The following is a 19,636-nucleotide window of genomic DNA, read 5'->3' as shown; positions in this document are numbered from 1 at the left end:
GCTCTGATGATACAGCCAGCCGAGCGCCGTCGGTCCAGCGGAGGTGCAGAATTTATGTAGACGGGCGAGAGACGAGAGTAAAGGGCCAAATTGGGTAGGTCATCAAAATGGCCGCACAACCACCATCACCACGATGCCGATCATCGCGAGCGTCGGCACCTCGTTCGCCACGCGGTAGTACCGGGCTGGCCGGCTGTTCCGATCGGCCGCGAACTCCTTGTACCGGGCGGCGAACACGTGATGCGCCACCGTCAGGCCCACAACCAGGGCGAGCTTCGCGTGGAACCAACCCTGCGACCAGTCGATGACCCCCGGGGTGAAGACCAGCATCGCGCCGAACAGATAGGTCGCGATCATCGCCGGGTTCATGATGTAGCGGAGGAGGCGCCGCTCCATCACCTTGAACTGTTCCGACGTATCCGAGCCGGCTGCCCAGGCGCAATGGTAGACGAACAGGCGCGGCAAATAGAGGAGGCCCGCCATCCAGGAGATCACGCTGACGATGTGCAGCGACTTGGTCCACGGATAGAGCGTGATCAGCAGGTCGGACATGGCGTCAGCGCCTGCTGTTCGGGCAACCCGAGAATCCGACCGGACAGAGCCGGTTGCCGAACTGCGAGCAGATCGGCTTATCGCTGACCAGCATGCGCCGGACCAGTTCCGCGAGGCCGGCCACGAACTGCTCGTCGGCCTTGACGGTCGGGACGCGGACGTAGCGGGGGACACCGGCATGTGCCGCGACCTCGGCATATTCCATGTCGAGTTCCACCAGGGTCTCCGAATGCTCGGAGACGAAGGCGATCGGCAGGAGGACCAGCGCGCGACGCTCCGCCCCGGCGAGCTTCACTTCGTCCTCGGTATCTGGCTTGAGCCAAGCCTCCGGTGTGGCCCGGCTCTGGTAGCTGACGCGCCAGTCGACCTCGCCCAGCTCCGGCGCGCGGTTGCGCACCGCCTGCGCCAGGGCCGCAGCACTCTGTTCGACCTGCCATTGGTACGGATCGCCGTTGCGGACGACCCGCTCCGGCAGCCCGTGCGCCGAGAGCAGGACACGGACGGCACCGGCCTGGCGCGCTTCGCGAATCGCCGGGATGACCAGGTCGGCATAGGCGTTGATGAAGCCCGGAAGGGTCGGGTAGCAGCAGACGGTCCGGGTCGGAACGTCCAATCCGTGCCGATCCGCGACGGCGAACCACTCGCGCAGCGACGATGCCGTCGTCGTCGTCGAGAATTGCGGATAGAGCGGCAGCAGGACGACGAGATCGGGTCCGTAGGCCTTGATCGCCTGGACCGCCTCGTCCGCACGCGGATTCCAGTAGCGCATCGCGATGAAGATCTGCACGTCGCCATTGCCGGCGAGCAGGTCGGCGAGCGCCCGCGCCTGATCCTCGGTGTTCGGCAGCAGCGGCGAGGAGCCGCCCATCTTCGCGTAGATCTCGCGGGCGGCGGGCGTACGGCGGCGCGACAGAAACTGCGCGAGGAGCGTCCTGAACGGTCCCGGCAGGGTGAGGATCGCCGGATCGTTGAAGAGGTTGAAGAGAAAGGGCCTTATCGCATCGGGACTGTCCGGTCCCCCGAGATTGAAGAGCACGACGGCTATGCGACTCACGCGCGATTCCCCTCACCGCGGAGCAGAGCGGCCAGCATAGCGACGTGCTCCGGCGGTGTCTGCGGAACGATCCCGTGACCGAGATTGAAGACGAACGGTCCGCCGCCGAGCGATGCGCGGATATGTGCGATTCCGTCCGCTAGGGCCGACCCGCCGGCGACGAGTTCCCAGGGATCGAGATTGCCCTGCACGGCGACATGCGGCTGAAGATGCCGGGCCGCCCAGTCGGGGGAGATCGCCTGATCGATGCTGACGGCGGCAAAGTCACCGCACGCGGCATAGGCCGACATAGCCGGCCCGACGCCGCGGGGAAAGGCGATTACGGGAACGCCCGGATGCGCCGCCCTTACCGCGGCGGCGATCCGCCGGCACGGGTCGAGGCAAAGGCGCCGCATCGCCCGTTCGGGCAGGACCCCGGCCCAGGTATCGAAGAGCTGCACGACCTCGGCACCGGCCGCGATCTGTGCGCAGAGGTGGGCGACCGTCGCCTGTTCGAGCAGACGGATCAGCCGGTCGAACCCGTCCGGGTCGGTGAAGGCCCAGCGCTTGACCGTGCCGAAGTCCCGGCTGCCTCGACCTTCCACCATGTAGCAGGCCACTGTCCAGGGGGCCCCTGCGAAGCCGATGAGGGCCGTTTCGCCGGGCAGAGCGCCCGCGACGCGGTCCACCGCCTCGTAGACGGGTGCGAGCCGTTCCGTCACGCCCTGGACATTCAGCCGCTCCAGGTCCGCCGCACAACGCACCGGTTCGAGGACGGGCCCTTCGCCTTCGCGAAAGGCCACCTCCTGCCCGAGCCCGTGCGGAACCACGAGGATGTCCGAGAAGATGATCGCCGCATCCATCCCGTAGCGGCGGATTGGCTGCAGCGTCACCTCGGCCGCCTTGGCCGGCGTGTAGCAGAGGTCGAGGAAACCGCCGGTCCCGGCCCGGACGGCACGATACTCGGGAAGGTACCGCCCGGCCTGACGCATCAGCCAGAAGGGCGGTCGGGCAGCGGGTTCACCGCCTAGGGCCCTCAGAAACGGCTTATCCGCGGCAGGCGGCATCTCGGCCTCGAATTCGTTCACGTGCCAGGAACATCCAGAAAGAATCTTAAATAGGTTGAGGCGGTAGATGGCGCGAGGATAACGGGGATTGTTGGTAACGCGGCGGTTACGCACAGATCTATCCACATATCCCCCGCTGCCAAGCCTCGTCGCGCCGTTCCTCCGGACAAGCGGGCACAAGCGGCGCGCGCCAATGGTGATAGAAGCGGGGAAAGTGGGGATAAGCCAAGCAATCTGCGGCGGGCGGCGATCCGTCCTCATGTTTCGTCGATAGCGGGCACGTTGTGAGCGGCCGATGGAGGGAAACTCCAACTGCGGGTATGGTATCGGACCGCCCCGGGATAACCGGTCATCGATCCACAGGTTCACCGAACAGTTTGCGAGACCCCTTCGCCCATGAAGAAGGTCCATCTCCACCTGGTTTCCGACGCGACCGGCGATACGGCGCGGAGCGTCGCGCGGGCCTGTCTCGTGCAGTTCGACGACGTGGAGTTCACCGAGCATTTCTGGGTGCTGGTCCGGACGCAGGAGCAGATGGAGCGGGCGATCGACGGGATCGCCAGCCAGCCGGGCATCGTGGTCTGCACCGTCCTCGACGAGACGCTGCGCAACACCCTGGAGCAGGCGTCGCGCCGGATGAACGTGCCGTTCATTCCGGTGCTCGATCAGCTCCTCGGCGCCCTCGGAGCGATCGTCGGGACGCCGAGCCGGCGGACGCCGGGGCGCCAGCATGCGATGGATGCCAGCTATTTCGACCGCATCGACGCCATGCAGTACATGACGGCACACGACGACGGGCAATCCACCTGGAGCCTCGATCAGGCCGACGTCGTGCTGGTCGGGGTGTCGCGGACGTCGAAGACACCGACCTGCGTCTATCTCGCCAACCGCGGCCTCCGGTCGGCGAACGTACCCTATGTCCCGAACGTGCCGCTGCCGCGCGAGCTCTTCGCGTTGCGCCGCACGCTCGTCGTCGGCCTGACGCTGGATCCGATGCGGCTGGTGCAGATCCGGCGCAATCGTCTCCTGGCATTGAATCAGGAGGAGACGTCCTATGTGGAGATCGACCTGGTGAAGGCTGAGATCGCCGAGGCGCGTCGCGTCTTTCTCAGTCACCGTTGGCCGATCATCGACGTGACCAGGCGCTCGATTGAAGAGACGGCGACGGCGATCATCCAGCTGATCGCCGACCGGCAGGAGGAAATCGTCAGGACGTGACCGACGCGAAGGAACAGCTTCTCCGAGGCCCGGCACCGGTGCCGGTGATCCTGGCCTCGGCCAGCCGCGCGCGCGCGGCGATGCTCGAACAGGCCGGCCTCGACTGCATCCGCCAGCCCGCCAACGTCGACGAAGACGAGGTCAAGCGCAGCCTGCGTGCGGCCGGCGCCGACGTCGCGTCCGTCGCACAGGCCCTTGCGGTGCTGAAGGCGGAAACGGTGTCCCGGCGGCAGCCCGGCGCTCTCGTCATCGGTGCCGACCAGATGCTCGATTGCGACGGTGTCTGGTTCGACAAGGCCGATGGCCGGGACGGTGCGCGGTCAACCCTGCACGCCCTGCGCGGGCGCGACCATCGCCTGATCAGTGCGGCCGTCGTCGTCCGCGACGGCGCGCGGATCTGGCAGCACACGGACAGCGCCGTCCTGAGCATGCGCCGGTTGACGGACGATTATGTCGAGCGCTACCTGGATAGCCTGGGCGAGGCGGCCTGGAGTTCCGTCGGCGCCTACCAGTTGGAAGGGCTCGGGGCGCAGCTTTTCCGGCGGGTCGAAGGGGACTTCTTCACGGTGCTCGGACTGCCCCTGCTGCCGCTGCTCGACTTCCTGCGCGCCCAGCGCGTGCTGGCCGAATGAGACCGCGCCGAATGAGACCGCATCGATGATCCTGACGGGGAAGGCCCGCATCGCCGGCGTCATGGGGTGGCCGGTGTCGCATTCGCGCTCGCCGCGCCTGCACGGCTTCTGGCTGGAGCGGTACGGCATCGACGGTGCCTATGTTCCGTTCGCCATCCGGCCCGAGGACGTGGAAGCGGCCTTGCGGGCACTGCCGAAGCTCGGCTTTGCGGGGACGAACGTGACCGTGCCGCACAAGGAGACCCTGCTCCGGCTCGTCGACGACGTCGACCCGGTGGCGCGGCGGATCGGCGCGGTCAATACGGTGGTGGTCGGCGCGGACGGCAGTCTCTCCGGCTCCAACACCGATGCGTTCGGTTTCCTGGAGCATCTGCGTGCTTCGGCGCCCGGTTGGTCGCCGGCAGCGGGCCCGGCGGTGATCCTGGGCGCGGGCGGCGCGGCGCGGGCGGTCTGCGCCGCACTGGCCGACGCCGGCGTCGGCGAGATCCGGATCCTGAACCGCACCCGCGAGCGGGCCGACGCCGTCGCATCCCTGGCGCCGGGCGTGGCGTCGAGCTTCGACTGGCGAGAGCGGGGAGCGGCGCTGGGCGGTGCGGCGCTTCTCGTCAACACGACCACATTGGGAATGGCCGGCCAGGCGCCGCTCGAACTCGACCTCGCCGACCTGCCGACGACGGCGGTGGTCGACGACATCGTCTACGTGCCGCTGGAGACGGAACTGCTGCGCGCCGCGCGCGCACGCGGCAACGTGGTCGTCGACGGGCTCGGCATGCTTCTGCATCAGGCGCGGCCGGGCTTTGCCGCCTGGTTCGGCGTGGAGCCGCAGGTCGACGACGCCCTGCGCGATTTCCTTCTGGCGGATCTGACACGATGAAGCGACCCGTCATCATCGGGCTGACCGGCTCCATCGGAATGGGCAAGAGCACCGCCGCGCGGATGTTCCGAGACCTGGGCATCCCGGTTTTCGACGCGGACGCGACGGTGCACGTGCTGCTCGGCCCCGGCGGCGGTGCGGTCGCGGCGGTCGAGGAGGCGTTCCCCGGCGTCGTCAAGGACGGTGCGGTCGACCGGGGCGAACTGGGCAGGCGCGTCTTCGGCGACAACGCTGCCCTGCGCCGCCTGGAACGCATCATCCACCCGCGGGTCTTTCGCGCCGAGCGGCGTTTCATCGCCAAGGCGATGCGCGAGCGCAAGCGGATGGTCGTTCGGGACGTCCCGCTGCTGTTCGAGACGGGGGGCGACCGGCGTTGCGACGTGACGGTCGTGGTCTCGGCACCGGCGCACATGCAGGCGCAGCGGGTGCTCGCCCGGCCCGGAATGACGCGCGAGAGGTTCGAGGCGATCCGCGCCAAGCAGATGCCCGACGCACAGAAGCGGCGCCGGGCCGACTTCGTCGTGCCGTCGGGCCTCGGACGCGGGTTGACGCGACGGGCCGTGACGGGGATCGTGCGCAAGATCATGGACGGCAAAACGAAGGGACGGCGCCGACGGCATGCGTGAGATCGTTCTCGATACGGAAACGACCGGCCTGGACCCGCTGATGGGGCATCGCCTGGTCGAGATCGGCTGCGTCGAGCTGGTCAACCATCTCCCGACCGGCCGGCACTGGCATACCTTCATCAACCCGCAGCGCGACATGCCGAACGAGGCCTACGAGGTCCACGGCCTGTCCGAGCATTTCCTGTCCGACAAGCCGCTGTTCGAGGCCATCTGCGACGAGTTCCTGGCGTTCATCGGCGACGCGCCGCTGATCATCCACAACGGCGCCTTCGACATGGGCTTCCTGAACGCCGAACTGCAGCGCTGCAAGCGTCTGGCCCTGCCGATGGAACGGCTGGTCTGTACCCTGGAGCTGGCACGCAAGCGCTTCTCCGGCGGCTCGAACAGCCTGGATTCGCTGTGCCGCCGCTTCGGCATCGACCTGAGCGTGCGGACGAAGCACGGCGCCATCGTCGACTGCGAACTGCTGGCCGAGGTGTATCTGGAGCTCTGCGGCGGCCGCCAGCCCGGCTTCCTGCTGGGCGCGACGGGAAGTGCTTCGACCGTGATCGTCGTGGACCGTCCGCACCGGCCCGCGCGGCCGCATGCGCCGTCCGACGACGAACTCGCCGCGCATGCGGCCTTCATCGAGAAGCTGTCGGATCCTCTTTGGCGGCTGGCCTGAGCGGCGGCGCGTCCCGCGTCCCGATCGGGGAGACCTTCAGTACCGCGCGCGACCGCCGGAGCTGCACCCAGGCGACCGCGCCCAGCACCATCGCCGCCCCGATCGCCTGATTGAGACCGAAGCGTTCGTCGAGCAGCAGGATGGCCGCGCAGATCGCGATCAGCGGCTCGAGATTCATGACGATGGCCGCGCGAACCGGGCCGAGACTAGCGACCGCCGCGTACATGAAGGTCACGCCGAGGGTGAAGAAGAGCGCGGTGCCCCCGAGGCCCAGCCACCCGATGTCGCCGACCGGCCATGCGGGGCCGCCGTGGGCGGCCAGCAGCACCGCGTTGAAGGCGAGCGCCACGCTCATGCTGCGCAGGTTGAGCGGCAGCGTCGAACCGCCTGCCAGGGGTGCCACGCGGCTGATCGCGAGGATGTGCGTGGCGGCGCCGAAGGCCGCCACGCCGGCCAGTGCCAGACCGCGCGGGTCCACCTGGGTCAGCTCCACGCCGAGGGCGACGCAGAGTCCCGCGAAGGCGACGGCGAGGCCGGCGAGCTTGTGCCACCCCAGCGGCTCGCCCTCGGTCCAGCGCGCGCCGACCGCGACGATCAGCGGGAAGGTGTAGAAGATCAGCACGGCGAGGCTGGCGGGGATGAAGAAGATCGATCCCATGTAGCCGAGCGACGTGACCGTCGACAGCAACCCGAGACCGAGCGAGCCCCAGTTGGCGCGCGCCGGCAGGCGCAGGCCTCGGCGGCTGACCAGGACCAGCATGCCCACGGCCAGGACGCCGGCGACGAACCGTGCGGTGGTCGCGGTCGGCACGTCGGCGCCGGCGTCGTATGCCAGCCGCGCCATCGACGGTGCCACCCCGTAGGAGATCGCGCACAACAAGGCCAGTGCGACGCCGCGCGGGTCGCCCATCGGACCGTTTCCTTCCACGCCCTGTTCTCGTGTCGCGACCGTCCTCGGCGTGGACCGACGGCCGTCCGAAACCGCTAGTCGCGGAAGGCGGGCATCACCTGTTCGCCAAACCGGCGCATCGAGGCGAGGTTCTGTTCGTGGTCCATGTCACCGAAGCCGGTCTGGCACAGGAGATGGCGGACGCCGACATCGCGCAGTTCGGCGACCTGTTCGCGCACCCGTGCCGGCGAGCCGTAGAGGCAGCCCGTCTCCAGCACGAAGGGCAGTGCGTCGGCGTCGCTGATCTTCGGGTCGGTCCAGGCGTTGAGCATGACCGGGTCGATCGTGAAGTCGGGCGGATTGTAGGCCTCGCGGACGTGCATCATGTGCGACCGCGTCTGCAGCAGGAGGGCCGACAGCTCGTCCTCGGCCTGCGCGTCGGTCTCGGCGACGTAGACGTTGCGCCACAGGGCCGCCTGGGCCAGCAGCCGCTCGCATGTCGCCGCGTCGTGGCCGCCTTCTGCGAGACCGGCGGCGTAGAGATCCCAGCGCTCCTTGATCCGCGCCACCGGAAGGCGCGCCGTCAGGATCGGGATGCCGCGCCGGCCGCAGTCGGTGAAGGACCCGGGCGAGATGACGCTGCGCCAGAGCGGCGGCCCCGGCTGCTGCACCGGCTTCGGGCGGATCTGCGGGACCTGGACCTTGTAGAAGCGCCCTTCGTACGAGAGCGGAGCCTCGCGCCAGGCACGCTGAAGGATGTCGACGGCCTCCTCCATGCGTTCGCGGCTGTCGTCGCTGCGCAGTCCGTGGCCGACGAATTCGTATTCGTTGTAGACGGTGCCCTTACCGACCCCGACGTCGATCCGGCCCTTGCTGAGATTGTCGAGGAGTGCGAGCTGGGTCGCCAGCCGGACGGGATGGTGGAAGGGCATCTGCACCACGGCGAAGCCGATCCGGATGCGTTCCGTCCGCATCGCCAGGGCGGCGGCGAAGAGCAGCGCGTCGTTGTAGACGCTCTCGCCGGTGAAATAATGCTCGGTCAGCCAGACGTCGCCGAAGCCCAGGCGCTCCGCCTCGCAGACCTGTTCGATCTGCTGGTCGATGCGCGCGGCGTCCTCCTCCGGCGAGGGCGACAAGGACAGGGTGAGCCATCCGAACTGCATTGCGATCTCCCGTCCGTTTCCTGCCGATGCTGCGCCGCGAGAACGCTAGCCTCCCTCCGCCGCCGCATCAACGGCCGGCTGCCCCTTTTCAGCGGGTGCGGGGCCGGGAGCGCGACCGGCGAGGATGACCGCCATGGCCGCGAGTTCGAAGGCGGCCGCAGTCGCCAGCACCGGGCCGTAGCCGCCGAGCAGGTCGCGCAGCGCGCCGTAGACGGCCGGACCGAGGGCGGAACTGAATTGGATGACCATGGCGGCGGCGCCGTAGATCGCGCCGTAGGAGGCGGCGCCGAACTCGCGCCGCACGACGATCGGCGAGAGCGTCGTGATCTGGCCAAGGCAGAAGCCGTAGACGAGGCTTCCGCCGATCAGGACCGGCATCGTGGGAAAGACGGCGATGGCGAGGAGTACCAACGCCTGTGTCCCCATGATCGCCCCGGTATAGTGGCGCAGGGACACCACGTCGGCGACGCGTGCGAGGATAAGGCGGCCGATCAGCCCCGCCGTGCCCGTCGCACCCACGAGCCAGCCGGCCCCCGTCGCCCCGATGAGCGGTTCGGCCAGCTTCATATGGTGCGTCAGGAAACCGACCTGGACGACCAGTCCGAGGGCGAAGGCGATCGTCGTCGTTCGCAGCGCCGATGTCCGGATGGCGGTGGCCCTGGTCCAGCCGGCCGCCGGTGTCGCGGCCGGCCCGGCTCGGACGGGAAGCGAGGGCGCGCCGTCGGGCATCAGCCCGATGTCCTGCGGCCGGCGGTAGCGGAGCACGAAGAGCGCGAGCGGGACGAGCAGCAGCACCGTCAGCACCCCGCCGCCGCGGGCGGCCGCCGGGAACCCGAACTGCTGGATCGCCAGGACGAACAGCGGCACCACGACCATCGCCCCGACGCTGGCCCCGGTCAGTGCCATGGCGATGCTGCGGCCCTGGTGGCGCTCGAACCACGGGGCCACCGTGGCCGACAGGCCGGTAACCGACATGACCGAGTAGCCGAGGCCCAGGATCACGAAGGCGGCGTAGAGCTGCCAGACCGCGGAGACGCTGCCGACGGCGGCGGTCCCCACGCCGAGCGCCATCGAACCGGCGACGAACATGAGGCGCGAGCCGTGCCGGTCGATGGCGCGGCCGACGAACATCGCGGACAGGGCGGCAGTCAGATAGAAGACCGTGACCCCGGACGAGACGAGCGCGATCGGCCAGCCGTGCGCCTTCGTCACCTCGGCGAGGTAGACGCTCGCCCCGAAGGTGCCGAAGCCCCAGGTGAAGACGGCCGCGACGAAGCAGACGCCGACGACGCGCCATCCATAATAGATCGGGATCTTGCTGGTCGGGGCCATGGAGTCCGCCGGTTCGCGGCGCCGCACGGTAGACGCCACCGCGTTTCTACCGCCGCGCCGCGCCCCTGCCCATGACCCCCCTGCCCGACACTTCCCTGGCGAGTGCCGTCAGTGCTGCGGGCTGCCGGCCGGTGCCTCGATATGTTCGCCGTGGCTGACCAGGGGCCGGTTCCCCGCCAGGCGCCGAAGCAGGACGTAGAAGACGGGCGTCAGGAAGATGCCGAAGGCCGTGACGCCCAGCATGCCGAACAGTACCGCGATGCCCATCGCCTGGCGCATCTCGGCACCGGCACCTGTGGAAAGTGCCAGCGGCACGACGCCCATGATGAAGGCGAAGGATGTCATCAGGATCGGCCGCAGCCGCAGGCGGCTGGCCTCGACCGCCGCCTCGTAGGGCGAACGGCCGGCGAGCTCCAGCTCGCGCGCGAATTCGACGATCAGGATGGCGTTCTTCGCCGACAGCCCGACCAGCACGATCAGCCCGATCTGGGTGAAGATGTTGTTGTCGCCGCCCGTGGCCCAGACGCCGGCCATCGCCGCCAGCAGGCTCATGGGCACGATCATGATGATCGCGATCGGCAGGGTCAGGCTCTCGTACTGGGCCGCGAGGACGAGGAAGACGAGGAACAGCGCCAGCGGAAAGACGAGGATGGCCGAGTTGCCGGCCAGGATCTGCTGGTAGGTCAGTTCGGTCCATTCGTAGTCGAAGCCCTGGGGCAGGGTTTCCGCGGCGACGCGGTCGATCGCCGCCTGCGCCTCGCCGGTCGAATAGCCGGGCGCGGGGCCGCCGTTGATGTCGGCGGTCAGGAAGCCGTTGTAGCGCATCGCGCGCTCCGGCCCGGCGCTGGGGCGGACGCGCAGGAGGGCCGACAGCGGGACCATCTCGCCGCCGGCGGAGCGGACCTTGAGCTGGCCGATGTCGTCGACGCGGGCGCGGAACGGGGCGTCCGCCTGGACGCGCACGGAATAGGTGCGGCCGAACAGGTTGAAGTCGTTGACGTAGAGCGAGCCCAGATAGATCTGCAGGCTGTCGAAGACGTCGGTGACCGCGACGCCCAGCTGCCTTGCCTTGGTCCGGTCGATGTCGGCGTAGAGCTGCGGCACGTTCACCTGGTAGCTGGAGAACAGGCCGGCGAGTTCGGGCGCCGTGCGCGCCTTCGCCAGGAACGCCTTGGTCGCTTCGTCGAGCGCCTGGTAGCCCAGGCCGGCGCGGTCCTCGATCTGCAGCTTGAAGCCGCCGATCGTGCCGAGGCCCTGCACGGGCGGCGGCGGAAACATGGCGATGAACGCGTCCTCGATGGCCGCGAACTTCGCGTTCAGCTGATCGGCGATGGCGCCGCCGCCGAGTTCCGGCGTGGTCCGCTCGGCGAACGGCTTCAGGCCGACGAAGACGATCCCGGCGTTCGAGCTGTTGGTGAAGCCGTTGATCGAGAGGCCGGGGAAGGCGATGGCGGATTCGACGCCGGGCTGGGTGAGCGCGATGTCGCCCATGCGGCGGATCACCTCCTCGGTCCGGTCAAGGGTCGCGGCGTCGGGCAGTTGTGCGAAGCCGACCAGATACTGCTTGTCCTGGCCGGGCACGAAGCCGCCGGGCACGGTGCGGAACAGCAGCCCGGTGGCGCCGATCAGGACGAGGTAGATCGCCATCATCACGGTTTTGCGCGACAGCACGCCGCCGACGCTGCGCGTATAGGCGCGGGTCGCACCGCCGAACCCGCGGTTGAAGCCGCGGAACAGCCAGCCGAGCGACCAGTCCATGGCGCGCGTCAGCCGGTCCTTCGGTGCGTCGTGCCCCTTCAGCAGGAGCGCGGCCAGCGCCGGCGACAGGGTCAGCGAATTGATCATCGAGATGACGGTCGAGATCGCGATGGTCAGCGCGAACTGGCGGTAGAACTGTCCCGTCAGGCCGCTGATGAAGGCGAGCGGCACGAAGACCGCGACCAGGACGAGGGCGATGGCGATGATCGGCCCCGACACCTCGCTCATCGCCCGGTAGGTGGCGGCGCGCGGCGACAGGCCGTTCTCGATGTTCCGCTCGACGTTCTCCACCACGACGATGGCGTCGTCGACGACGATGCCGATGGCGAGCACGAGGCCGAACAGGCTGAGCGCGTTGATCGAGAAACCGAACAGGTACATCACGGCGAAGGTGCCGACGATGGAGACCGGCACGGCGACCAGCGGGATGATCGAGGCACGCCAAGTCTGCAGGAACAGCACGACGACGAGGACGACCAGCAGGACGGCTTCGAGCAGCGTGTGCACGACCGCCTCGATGGAGGCGCGCACGAACTGGGTCGTGTCGTAGACGATCTCGTAGTCCACACCTTCCGGCATGTTCCGCTTGATCTCCTCCATGACCCTGCGGACCTCGTCGGCGATCTCGATCGCGTTCGAGCCCGGCGCCTGGAAGATCGGCACCGCGACGGCCGACTTGTTGTTCAGCAGCGAGCGAAGCGCGTATTCCGCGGCGCCGAGTTCGATGCGCGCCAGGTCGCGCAGGCGCGTGACCTCGCCGTCCGTACCGCTCTTGACGATGATGTTTCCGAACTCTTCGGCCGTCTGGAGCCGGCCCTGGGCATTGATCGAGAGCTGTACGTCGAGGCCCGGAATCGCCGGGGCGGCGCCCACGGCGCCGGCGGCCGCCTGGACGTTCTGCGCCCGGATCTCCCGCACGATGTCGGAGGCCGACAGGCCGCGTGCCGACACCTTCTGCGGGTCGAGCCAGACGCGCATAGCGTAGTCGCCGGACCCGAACAGCTGTACCTGACCGACGCCGTCGATGCGCGCCAGACGGTCCTTCACGTTCAGGACGGCGTAGTTGCGCAGGTAGGTCATGTCGTAGCGGTCGTTCGGCGACAGGAGATGCACGACCATCATCAGGTCGGGCGAGCTCTTGATCGTCGTCACGCCGAGGCGGCGCACCTCTTCCGGCAGCCGCGGCTCCGCCTGGGAGACGCGGTTCTGAACGAGCTGCTGCGCCTTGTCGGCATCGGTGCCGAGGCGGAAGGTGACGGTCAGCGTCATCAGGCCGTCGGTCGTCGCCTGGCTGCTCATGTAGAGCATGTCCTCGACGCCGTTGATCGCCTCCTCGATCGGGGTGGCGACCGTCTCGGCGATGACGCGCGGGTTGGCGCCGGGATACTGGGCGCGCACGACCACGGAGGGCGGCACGACGTCCGGATACTCCGAGATCGGCAGGATGCGCAGCGCCAGCAGGCCCGCGACGAGGATGAGGATCGACAGCACGCCGGCGAAGACCGGACGGTCGATGAAGAACCTGGAGAGGTTCATGGCGTTTTCGCTCGCGTCGGGAAGCCGCGCGGCACGGCCGGCGGCGGAACGGCATCGGAGAGGGCGGCGGAGTGGGCGCCGTCAGGCGCCGCCGTTCTCCATGGGGACGGCCTGCGGCGCGATCAGCGCGCCGGGCCGTATGCGGTGCAGGCCGTTGACGACGATGCGCTCGCCTTCCTTCAGGCCGGAGGTGACGATGCGCAGGCCTGCCGCGGTCGGCCCGAGGGTGACCTCGCGATAGGTGGCCTTGTTGTCGCCGTCGACGACCATGACGTATTTCTTGTCCTGGTCGGTGCCGACGGCGCGCTCGGTGATCAGCAGCGCCGGTTCGGCTACCGGCCGTCCCATCCGGATGCGCACGAACTGGCCTGGCATCAGCCGCCCGTCCGGATTGTCGAAGACGGCGCGCACGCGCACCGTGCCGCTGCGCGGGTCGACGGCGTTATCGACCAGCTGCAGGCGGCCGGTGAGCGGCGTGCCCGTGTCCGCGGCGGTGCCCATCTGCACCGGGATCAGGCCGATTTCGGCGCGCGCGTCCTTGCCCTGGGGCAGCAGGCTCAGGGCGCGGGTCACGATCTGTTCGTCCGCCTCGAAGCCCGCATAGATCGGGTCGACCGAGACGAGCGTCGTCAGGGCGGGCGCTTGCGGACCGGCGGACACGAGGTTGCCCACGGTGATCTCGCGCCGGCCGACCCGCCCCGACACGGGCGCCTCGATGGTGGTGTAGCCGAGGTCGAGGCGGGCGGCCTTGAGCGCCGCCTCGGCACCGGCGAGGTTGGCGCTCGCCTCGCGGTAGGCGTTGACGCGCTGATCGAGGTCGCGATTCGAGATGTTGCCGGTGGTGGAGAGCGACTGCGCCCGGTCCTGTGCGCGGCGCGTCAGGACCACGTTGGCCTGCGCCGCCCGAACCTGCGCCTGGGCGCGTTCGACGGCCGCGGCGAACGGGGCGGGGTCGATCGTGACGAGAAGGTCGCCCTTCTTCACCAGCGCGCCCTCACGGAAATGCACCGCCTGGATGGCTCCGGCGACGCGCGAGCGGATTTCGACGCGCTCCACGGCCTCGAGCCGGCCGGAGAACTCGTCCCAGGGGGAGACGGCGTGCTGCTCGACGCGCGCGACCGAGACCGGTGTCGCCTGCGGCGTCGCCTGGGCGGGGGCCTCGGCCTTGGCGCCATGCCCGATGCTGTCGAGGATGAAGGGAGCGCCGAGCGCCCCGGCGCCTGCCAGGACGGCAACGGCCAGCAGGACGCTCTTGGTCGGGAAAGAGGACATGTCAGGCTCCTCTGGCGCGGCCGGCGGCATCGTTCGGAACGAGCCGCGGCGCGCCGATACTTCGGATGTCGCCGGATAGGGATTGCCGGTCCGGCACGGGCCTACCGCTGCCGGTCCGGCGCAGGCGCCGTCGACTGGTCATCGGTGAACTCCGGTTGTTCGCCATGCCGTGGCGCGACGGGCGCGGCAGGGATGTGCTGCGCTGCAACAAAGGGTATGGATGCCGTGCCGCGGGATAAAGGCGCGTTTCGGAATTTCATTTTTCCCGCTGGTGAACAATCGCTACCATCCGCCGCAGCCGGTGGACGGTGGCCGAGGGCAAGCCTATGGATCAATTGGCGGCGATGCGCGCCTTCGTGCGCGTGGTGGAGGCCGGAAGCTTCACCCGCGCGGCGCAGACGCTGGATATTCCCAAGCCGACCGTCACGAAGCTCGTGCAGATCCTGGAGGCGCACCTGCGCACCAAGCTGCTGCACCGCACGACCCGGCGCGTCACCGTCACCGACGAGGGAGCCGCCTACTACGAGAAGGCGAGCAAGCTGCTCGGCGACATCGAGGCGCTGGACGGCAGCATGACGCTCTCCCAGGGCAGGCTGCACGGCAGGCTGCGCATCGACGTGCCGGCGGCGGTGGCCCACCGCATTCTCATTCCGGCGATGCCGGACTTCCATGCGCGCTATCCCGAGATCCAGGTAAATGTCGGCGTGTCCGACCGGCTGGTCGATCTCCTCGGCGAGAACGTCGACTGCGTGATCCGCGCCTGCGACCCGGGCGAGCAGTCGCTGGTGGCGCGCAAGCTGGTGACGCTGCGCGGCGTCACCTGCGCCTCGCCGGGCTACGTGCAGCGGCACGGCAGGCCCGAGCATCCGTCCGACTTGGCGGCGGATCACCGCATCGTCGGCTTCTTCACCGGCAGTTCCGGCGGTGCGCCGCTGTCCCTGGAATTCCTGCGCGACGGCGAGGTCCTGGAGATCGACGGCCGTCCGTCCGTGTCGGTGAACGAATGCACGTCCTACATCGCCGCCAGCGTCGCCGGGCTGGGCGTGATCCAGGTACCGACGATGCTGGTGGACGAGCACCTCGCCGACGGGCGGCTCGTCCCGGTGCTGAACGACTGGGAGTGCGGGCCGCTGCCCCTCTTCATCGCGTATCAGCCGACGCGGCACCCCAGCAGCAAGCTGCGGGCCTTCGTCGACTGGGCCGTCGAACTCTTCGGGCAGATCGACGACGCCTTCCTCACCACGACGCCGCCCGCGCCCGCCGCCGCGGCCTCGGCGGCGCGCGCCTCGCTCAGTTCCTGACGCGGGTCGCCTCGGCGATCGCCGGGTCGATCTCCAGGCCGAGGCCCGGCGCGTCGGGCGGCAGCAGGAAGACGCCGTCCGGCGTGACCTCTTCGCGCAGTGCCGGTCCCGTAAAGAGCTGCGTCTGGAACGCCAGCAGCGCGTTGTCGGGCATGAAATACTCGATCCACTGCACGTTCGGCAGTCCGGCCGCCATGTGCAGATGCACCGCCTGCAGGTTCCAGGGCGAGACCGGGATGCCGTTGGCGGTGGCGAAGGCGTGGATGCGCAGCCAGTCGGTGATGCCGCCGGTGATCGCCGCGTTCGGCTGGACGATGTCGACCGCCTCCATGCCGATCAGCCGCTCGAATTCGCCGAGCCCCACATGCTGCTCGCCGCCGACGATATAGGTGCCGCCCGACCGTTCGCGCACGCGCCGGTAGCCCGCGATGTCGTGCGGCGGCACCGGCTCCTCCAGCCAGTAGACGTCGTACGGCTCCCACGCCTTCAGCTGCTGGACGGCGGTGTCGACGTCCCAGCTGCCGTTGACGTCCACCATCAGGCGGATGCCGGGGCCGATGGCGGCGCGCACCTGGCGCACCCGCTCGGTCGCTTCGGCCGGCGTCACGAAGCTACGCGTGCCGCGGATCTTGAGGGCCTTGTGCCCGTTCGCCACGTCCTTGGCGGCACGCTCGGCCAGCTTGTCCGCCGGCAGGTGATGGGCGCAGTTGGCGTAGGTGGGAATCTTCTCGCGGCGGCCGCCGAAGAGCGCCGCGACGGGCACGCCGGCCGCCTTGCCCTTGATGTCCCAGAGGGCGAAGTCGACGGCGGCCGTGGCGAGACGCATCAGCCCCTCCCCGCCCCGACGCGGGATCGCCTCGTGCATCCGCCACCAGAGGCGCTCGGTCAGCATCGCATCCTCGCCGGCGATCACCGGCTGGATGATGGTCTCGATCAAAGCCGTCAGGATGGGCGCGCTCGCAGAGGACGCGGTCGCGAAGCCCATGCCGGACGGTCCATCGTCGGTCGAGACGGTCACAATCAGGATTTCGCCGCCGTAGCCGGGGGCCGCGGCCTTGGCGTCGGAGCGGTATCGGTCGACGGTGACGCTGGCGATCTTCAAGGCGCTTCTCCCACTGCGCGACGGGCGGCCGGTCTCTGCCGACGGCGTGTCCGATGATCGACCGCCCGTCCTCCCACGGTCAACCGGCAGCCTGGATCGCTCGCGCTTGACGTGCGTCAATGCCGTCGAAGGCTTGCCGGTGCAGGTTCGTCCCGATGATCCGCCGGCTGGCGGCACAGTACGAGGAGCAACGGATGGCACATCAGCCCAGCTTCATCCGCTGGTTTGCGGACCTCGGAATCGGCGACGTCGCCCTCGTGGGTGGCAAGAACGCCTCGCTCGGCGAGATGTACCGCGAACTGGTGCCGATGGGCGTGAACGTGCCCAACGGCTTCGCGGTCACCGCCGACGGCTATCGTCACTTCGTCGAGCGTGCCGGTATCGACGCGGCGATGCGCGCGCTGATCGCCGGCCTCGACAAGCGCGACATGGCGGATTTCGCCCGGCGCGGGCGGGCGCTGCGCGACCTCGTCTATGGGGCGCCCCTGCCGGACGACATGGCGGCGGAGATCGTCGAGGCCTACCGACAACTGGAAGCGGCCTATGGCGGTCATACGAGCGTCGCGGTGCGCAGCAGCGCCACGGCGGAGGACCTGCCGAGCGCCTCCTTCGCCGGGCAGCACGAGAGCTTCCTCAACATTTCCGGCGATGCGCAGGTGCTGGACGCCGCCAAGCGCTGCTTCGCGTCGCTGTTCACCGACCGGGCGATCTCGTACCGGATCGACCAGGGATTCGATCATCTGAAGGTGCTGCTGTCGGTGGGCATCCAGAAGATGGTGCGCGCCGACCTGGCCTCGAGCGGCGTGATGTTCTCGCTCGACACCGAGTCCGGCTTTCGCGACGTCGTCTTCATCACGGGCGCCTGGGGGCTGGGCGAGACGGTCGTCCAGGGGACGGTCGATCCAGACGAATTCTACGTCCACAAGCCGACCTTCGATGCCGGCCGCCGCTGCGTCCTTCGCCGCACGCTGGGTGCCAAGCAGCAGAAGATGATCTACGCCGAAGGGTCGAGCCGTCACAGCACCCGGACGGTAGAGACGGCGGACGCCGAGCGCGACCGCTTCTGCATCTCCGATGCCGAGGTGATGCTCCTCGCCGATTTCGCGACCAAGTGTGAGAAGCACTACAGCGCCAAGGCCGGCGAGCACCGGCCGATGGATATGGAGTGGGCCAAGGACGGGCTGACCGGGGAGCTGTTCCTGATCCAGGCGCGGCCGGAGACGGTGATCTCGCAGCGCGCCGCCGCAGGGTTCGAACGCTGGATCATGAAAGGCACCGCCGAGATTCTCGCCCGCGGGCGGGCGATCGGCGAGCGGGTCGGCTGCGGCGCCGTGCGGATCGTCCGGGGCCCCCGCGACCTGGAACGCTTCGAACCGGGTGGCGTCCTCGTGGCCGACACGACCACGCCCGACTGGGAGCCGGTGATGAAGACGGCGTCGGCCATCGTAACAAATCGCGGCGGGCGGACCTGCCATGCGGCCATCGTCGCCCGCGAACTGGGCATCCCCGCGGTGGTCGGCGCGGCGACCGCGACCGAGACGCTGGCGGACGATGCCATCGTGACGGTGTCGTGCGCCGAGGGCGACGAAGGGCGGGTCTATGCCGGCACCGTGCCCTTCGAGACGGAGGTGATCGCGATCGGCGACACGCGTCGGCCGCGCACGCACGTGATGATCAACCTGGGCAACCCCGAACTGGCGTTCCGGACCAGCTTCGTTCCGAACGACGGGGTCGGCCTCGCCCGGCTGGAGTTCATCATCTCCGAGCATGTGCGGGCCCATCCGATGGCCCTTCTCCACCCCGAGCGCGTGACAGACCCGCAGGCGCGCAGCGAGATCGGGCGTCTGACCCGGCACCATGGCGGCGACGGCGCCGCCTTCTTCGTCGAGAAGCTGTCGGAGGGGGTGGGAACGATCGCCGCGGCCTTCTGGCCGAAGCCGGTGATCGTCCGTCTCTCGGACTTCAAGACGAACGAATATGGCAGCCTGGTCGGCGGTGCTGCGTTCGAGGCCGCGGAGCCCAACCCGATGCTCGGGTTCCGCGGTGCGGCGCGCTACGGCCACCCCGCCTATGCGGAGGGGTTCGCGCTGGAATGCGCGGCCTTGCTGCGGGTCCGCCGCGACATGGGCCTGACCAACCTCAAGGTCATGGTGCCCTTCTGCCGCCGGGTGGACGAGGGCGCGTCCGTGGTCGCGCTGATGGCGAAACACGGGCTCGTTCGCGGCGAGGATGGGCTGGAGGTGTACGTGATGTGCGAGATCCCCAACAACGTCATGCAGATCGACGCCTTCGCCCGGATCTTCGACGGCTTCTCCATCGGTTCGAACGATCTCACCCAGCTGGTCCTCGGCGTGGATCGGGATTCCGAGATGGTCGCCTTCGACTATGACGAGCGCGATCCCGGCGTGCTGGAGACGATCCGGCTCGCGATCGAGGGGGCCCGGCGCAACGGCCGGCACGTCGGCATCTGCGGGCAGGCACCCTCGGACTATCCCGAGGTGGCGGACTTCCTCGTTCGCCACGGGATCGATTCCATCAGCCTGACGCCCGACCGCGTCGTGCCGACCACCGCCATGATCCTGAAGCTGGAGGACGAACTCGGCCGCGGCGGGTGACG

The 19,636-nt window shown here is 69.0% G+C and carries 16 protein-coding genes; 7 read left to right on the top strand and 9 right to left on the bottom strand.

From position 1 onward, the window contains the following. Positions 1–102 precede the first annotated feature (102 nt). The 3 genes from hemJ to hemE are packed head-to-tail and all read right to left on the bottom strand — an operon-like array spanning position 103 to position 2,652. Positions 103–552, bottom strand: a complete 450-nt coding sequence (gene hemJ, locus ABIE65_RS08630) for a protoporphyrinogen oxidase HemJ (protein ID WP_354077108.1) — start codon at positions 550–552, stop codon at positions 103–105. 4 nt (positions 553–556) lie between these two features. Further along, a complete protein-coding gene (gene hemH, locus ABIE65_RS08625) occupies positions 557–1,606 on the bottom strand; it encodes a ferrochelatase (protein ID WP_354077107.1) in 1,050 nt (349 codons plus the stop codon). Further along, complete coding sequence (gene hemE / locus ABIE65_RS08620; protein ID WP_354077419.1) at positions 1,603–2,652, bottom strand: uroporphyrinogen decarboxylase; 1,050 nt, start codon at positions 2,650–2,652, stop codon at positions 1,603–1,605. The genes hemH and hemE overlap by 4 nt, the downstream gene beginning before the upstream one ends. Positions 2,653–3,048: 396 nt before the next feature. On the opposite strand from hemE, the gene ABIE65_RS08615 reads away from it, so the two are divergent. From ABIE65_RS08615 to dnaQ, 5 genes are read left to right on the top strand one after another with little or no spacing between them, the layout of a single operon-like run. Then, positions 3,049–3,870, top strand: coding sequence for a pyruvate, water dikinase regulatory protein (locus tag ABIE65_RS08615; RefSeq protein WP_354077106.1), 822 nt, complete (start codon positions 3,049–3,051; stop codon positions 3,868–3,870). Beyond that, positions 3,867–4,502: a Maf family protein gene (locus ABIE65_RS08610; RefSeq protein ID WP_354077105.1), complete on the top strand. Its 636-nt coding sequence runs from the start codon at positions 3,867–3,869 to the stop codon at positions 4,500–4,502. The genes ABIE65_RS08615 and ABIE65_RS08610 overlap by 4 nt, the downstream gene beginning before the upstream one ends. A 25-nt stretch (positions 4,503–4,527) precedes the next feature. After that, positions 4,528–5,376 (top strand): shikimate dehydrogenase, encoded by an 849-nt coding sequence (locus ABIE65_RS08605; protein ID WP_354077104.1) that lies wholly within the window; start codon positions 4,528–4,530, stop codon positions 5,374–5,376. Continuing rightward, entirely contained in the window at positions 5,373–6,002 is a 630-nt protein-coding gene (gene coaE, locus ABIE65_RS08600; protein ID WP_354077103.1) for a dephospho-CoA kinase, read from the top strand. Before ABIE65_RS08605 ends, coaE begins: the two co-directional genes overlap by 4 nt. Further along, positions 5,995–6,666: a DNA polymerase III subunit epsilon gene (gene dnaQ / locus ABIE65_RS08595; protein ID WP_354077102.1), complete on the top strand. Its 672-nt coding sequence runs from the start codon at positions 5,995–5,997 to the stop codon at positions 6,664–6,666. Before coaE ends, dnaQ begins: the two co-directional genes overlap by 8 nt. On the opposite strand, the gene ABIE65_RS08590 is transcribed toward dnaQ, so the two are convergent. From ABIE65_RS08590 to ABIE65_RS08570, 5 genes are all read right to left on the bottom strand, one after another. Further along, positions 6,626–7,576, bottom strand: a complete 951-nt coding sequence (locus ABIE65_RS08590) for a DMT family transporter (protein WP_354077101.1) — start codon at positions 7,574–7,576, stop codon at positions 6,626–6,628. The two genes, dnaQ and ABIE65_RS08590, sit on opposite strands and share 41 nt — an antisense overlap. Before the next feature lie 74 nt (positions 7,577–7,650). Further along, positions 7,651–8,718 (bottom strand): LLM class flavin-dependent oxidoreductase, encoded by a 1,068-nt coding sequence (locus ABIE65_RS08585; RefSeq protein WP_354077099.1) that lies wholly within the window; start codon positions 8,716–8,718, stop codon positions 7,651–7,653. 45 nt (positions 8,719–8,763) lie between these two features. Further along, positions 8,764–10,050, bottom strand: a complete 1,287-nt coding sequence (locus ABIE65_RS08580; protein ID WP_354077098.1) for an MFS transporter — start codon at positions 10,048–10,050, stop codon at positions 8,764–8,766. Positions 10,051–10,158: 108 nt separating this feature from the next. Continuing rightward, the gene (locus ABIE65_RS08575) at positions 10,159–13,344 is read right to left on the bottom strand and encodes an efflux RND transporter permease subunit (protein ID WP_354077097.1); all 3,186 of its coding nucleotides are present in this window, start codon (positions 13,342–13,344) and stop codon (positions 10,159–10,161) included. Between the two features lie 81 nt (positions 13,345–13,425). Continuing rightward, entirely contained in the window at positions 13,426–14,616 is a 1,191-nt protein-coding gene (locus ABIE65_RS08570; RefSeq protein WP_354077095.1) for an efflux RND transporter periplasmic adaptor subunit, read from the bottom strand. Between the two features lie 326 nt (positions 14,617–14,942). On the opposite strand from ABIE65_RS08570, the gene ABIE65_RS08565 reads away from it, so the two are divergent. After that, positions 14,943–15,917, top strand: coding sequence for a LysR family transcriptional regulator (locus ABIE65_RS08565; RefSeq protein ID WP_354077094.1), 975 nt, complete (start codon positions 14,943–14,945; stop codon positions 15,915–15,917). On the opposite strand, the gene ABIE65_RS08560 is transcribed toward ABIE65_RS08565, so the two are convergent. Beyond that, entirely contained in the window at positions 15,907–17,019 is a 1,113-nt protein-coding gene (locus tag ABIE65_RS08560; protein ID WP_354077093.1) for a mandelate racemase/muconate lactonizing enzyme family protein, read from the bottom strand. The two genes, ABIE65_RS08565 and ABIE65_RS08560, sit on opposite strands and share 11 nt — an antisense overlap. Positions 17,020–17,213: 194 nt before the next feature. Between ABIE65_RS08560 and ppsA the strand changes: the two genes are divergently transcribed. Beyond that, positions 17,214–19,634 carry a phosphoenolpyruvate synthase gene (ppsA, locus tag ABIE65_RS08555; protein WP_354077091.1) on the top strand — a complete coding sequence of 807 codons (2,421 nt, stop codon included), beginning with the start codon at positions 17,214–17,216 and terminating at the stop codon, positions 19,632–19,634. The last annotated feature ends 2 nt before the right edge of the window (positions 19,635–19,636 follow it).

It is taken from the genome of Constrictibacter sp. MBR-5 (assembly GCF_040549485.1).
Lineage (GTDB): Bacteria > Pseudomonadota > Alphaproteobacteria > JAJUGE01 > JAJUGE01 > Constrictibacter.
This window is presented reverse-complemented; position numbering and strand designations above follow the sequence as displayed.

Bases quoted from the DNA above. Each gene is read 5' to 3' on its own strand.
- hemJ (WP_354077108.1), bottom strand. From the start codon at position 552: ATGTCCGACCTGCTGATCACGCTCTATCCGTGGACCAAGTCGCTGCAC.
- hemE (WP_354077419.1), bottom strand. From the start codon at position 2,652: ATGCCGCCTGCCGCGGATAAGCCGTTTCTGAGGGCCCTAGGCGGTGAA.
- ABIE65_RS08615 (WP_354077106.1), top strand. From the start codon at position 3,049: ATGAAGAAGGTCCATCTCCACCTGGTTTCCGACGCGACCGGCGATACG.
- ABIE65_RS08605 (WP_354077104.1), top strand. From the start codon at position 4,528: ATGATCCTGACGGGGAAGGCCCGCATCGCCGGCGTCATGGGGTGGCCG.
- coaE (WP_354077103.1), top strand. From the start codon at position 5,373: ATGAAGCGACCCGTCATCATCGGGCTGACCGGCTCCATCGGAATGGGC.
- dnaQ (WP_354077102.1), top strand. From the start codon at position 5,995: ATGCGTGAGATCGTTCTCGATACGGAAACGACCGGCCTGGACCCGCTG.
- ABIE65_RS08590 (WP_354077101.1), bottom strand. From the start codon at position 7,576: ATGGGCGACCCGCGCGGCGTCGCACTGGCCTTGTTGTGCGCGATCTCC.
- ABIE65_RS08585 (WP_354077099.1), bottom strand. From the start codon at position 8,718: ATGCAGTTCGGATGGCTCACCCTGTCCTTGTCGCCCTCGCCGGAGGAG.
- ABIE65_RS08580 (WP_354077098.1), bottom strand. From the start codon at position 10,050: ATGGCCCCGACCAGCAAGATCCCGATCTATTATGGATGGCGCGTCGTC.
- ABIE65_RS08575 (WP_354077097.1), bottom strand. From the start codon at position 13,344: ATGAACCTCTCCAGGTTCTTCATCGACCGTCCGGTCTTCGCCGGCGTG.
- ABIE65_RS08570 (WP_354077095.1), bottom strand. From the start codon at position 14,616: ATGTCCTCTTTCCCGACCAAGAGCGTCCTGCTGGCCGTTGCCGTCCTG.
- ABIE65_RS08565 (WP_354077094.1), top strand. From the start codon at position 14,943: ATGGATCAATTGGCGGCGATGCGCGCCTTCGTGCGCGTGGTGGAGGCC.
- ppsA (WP_354077091.1), top strand. From the start codon at position 17,214: ATGGCACATCAGCCCAGCTTCATCCGCTGGTTTGCGGACCTCGGAATC.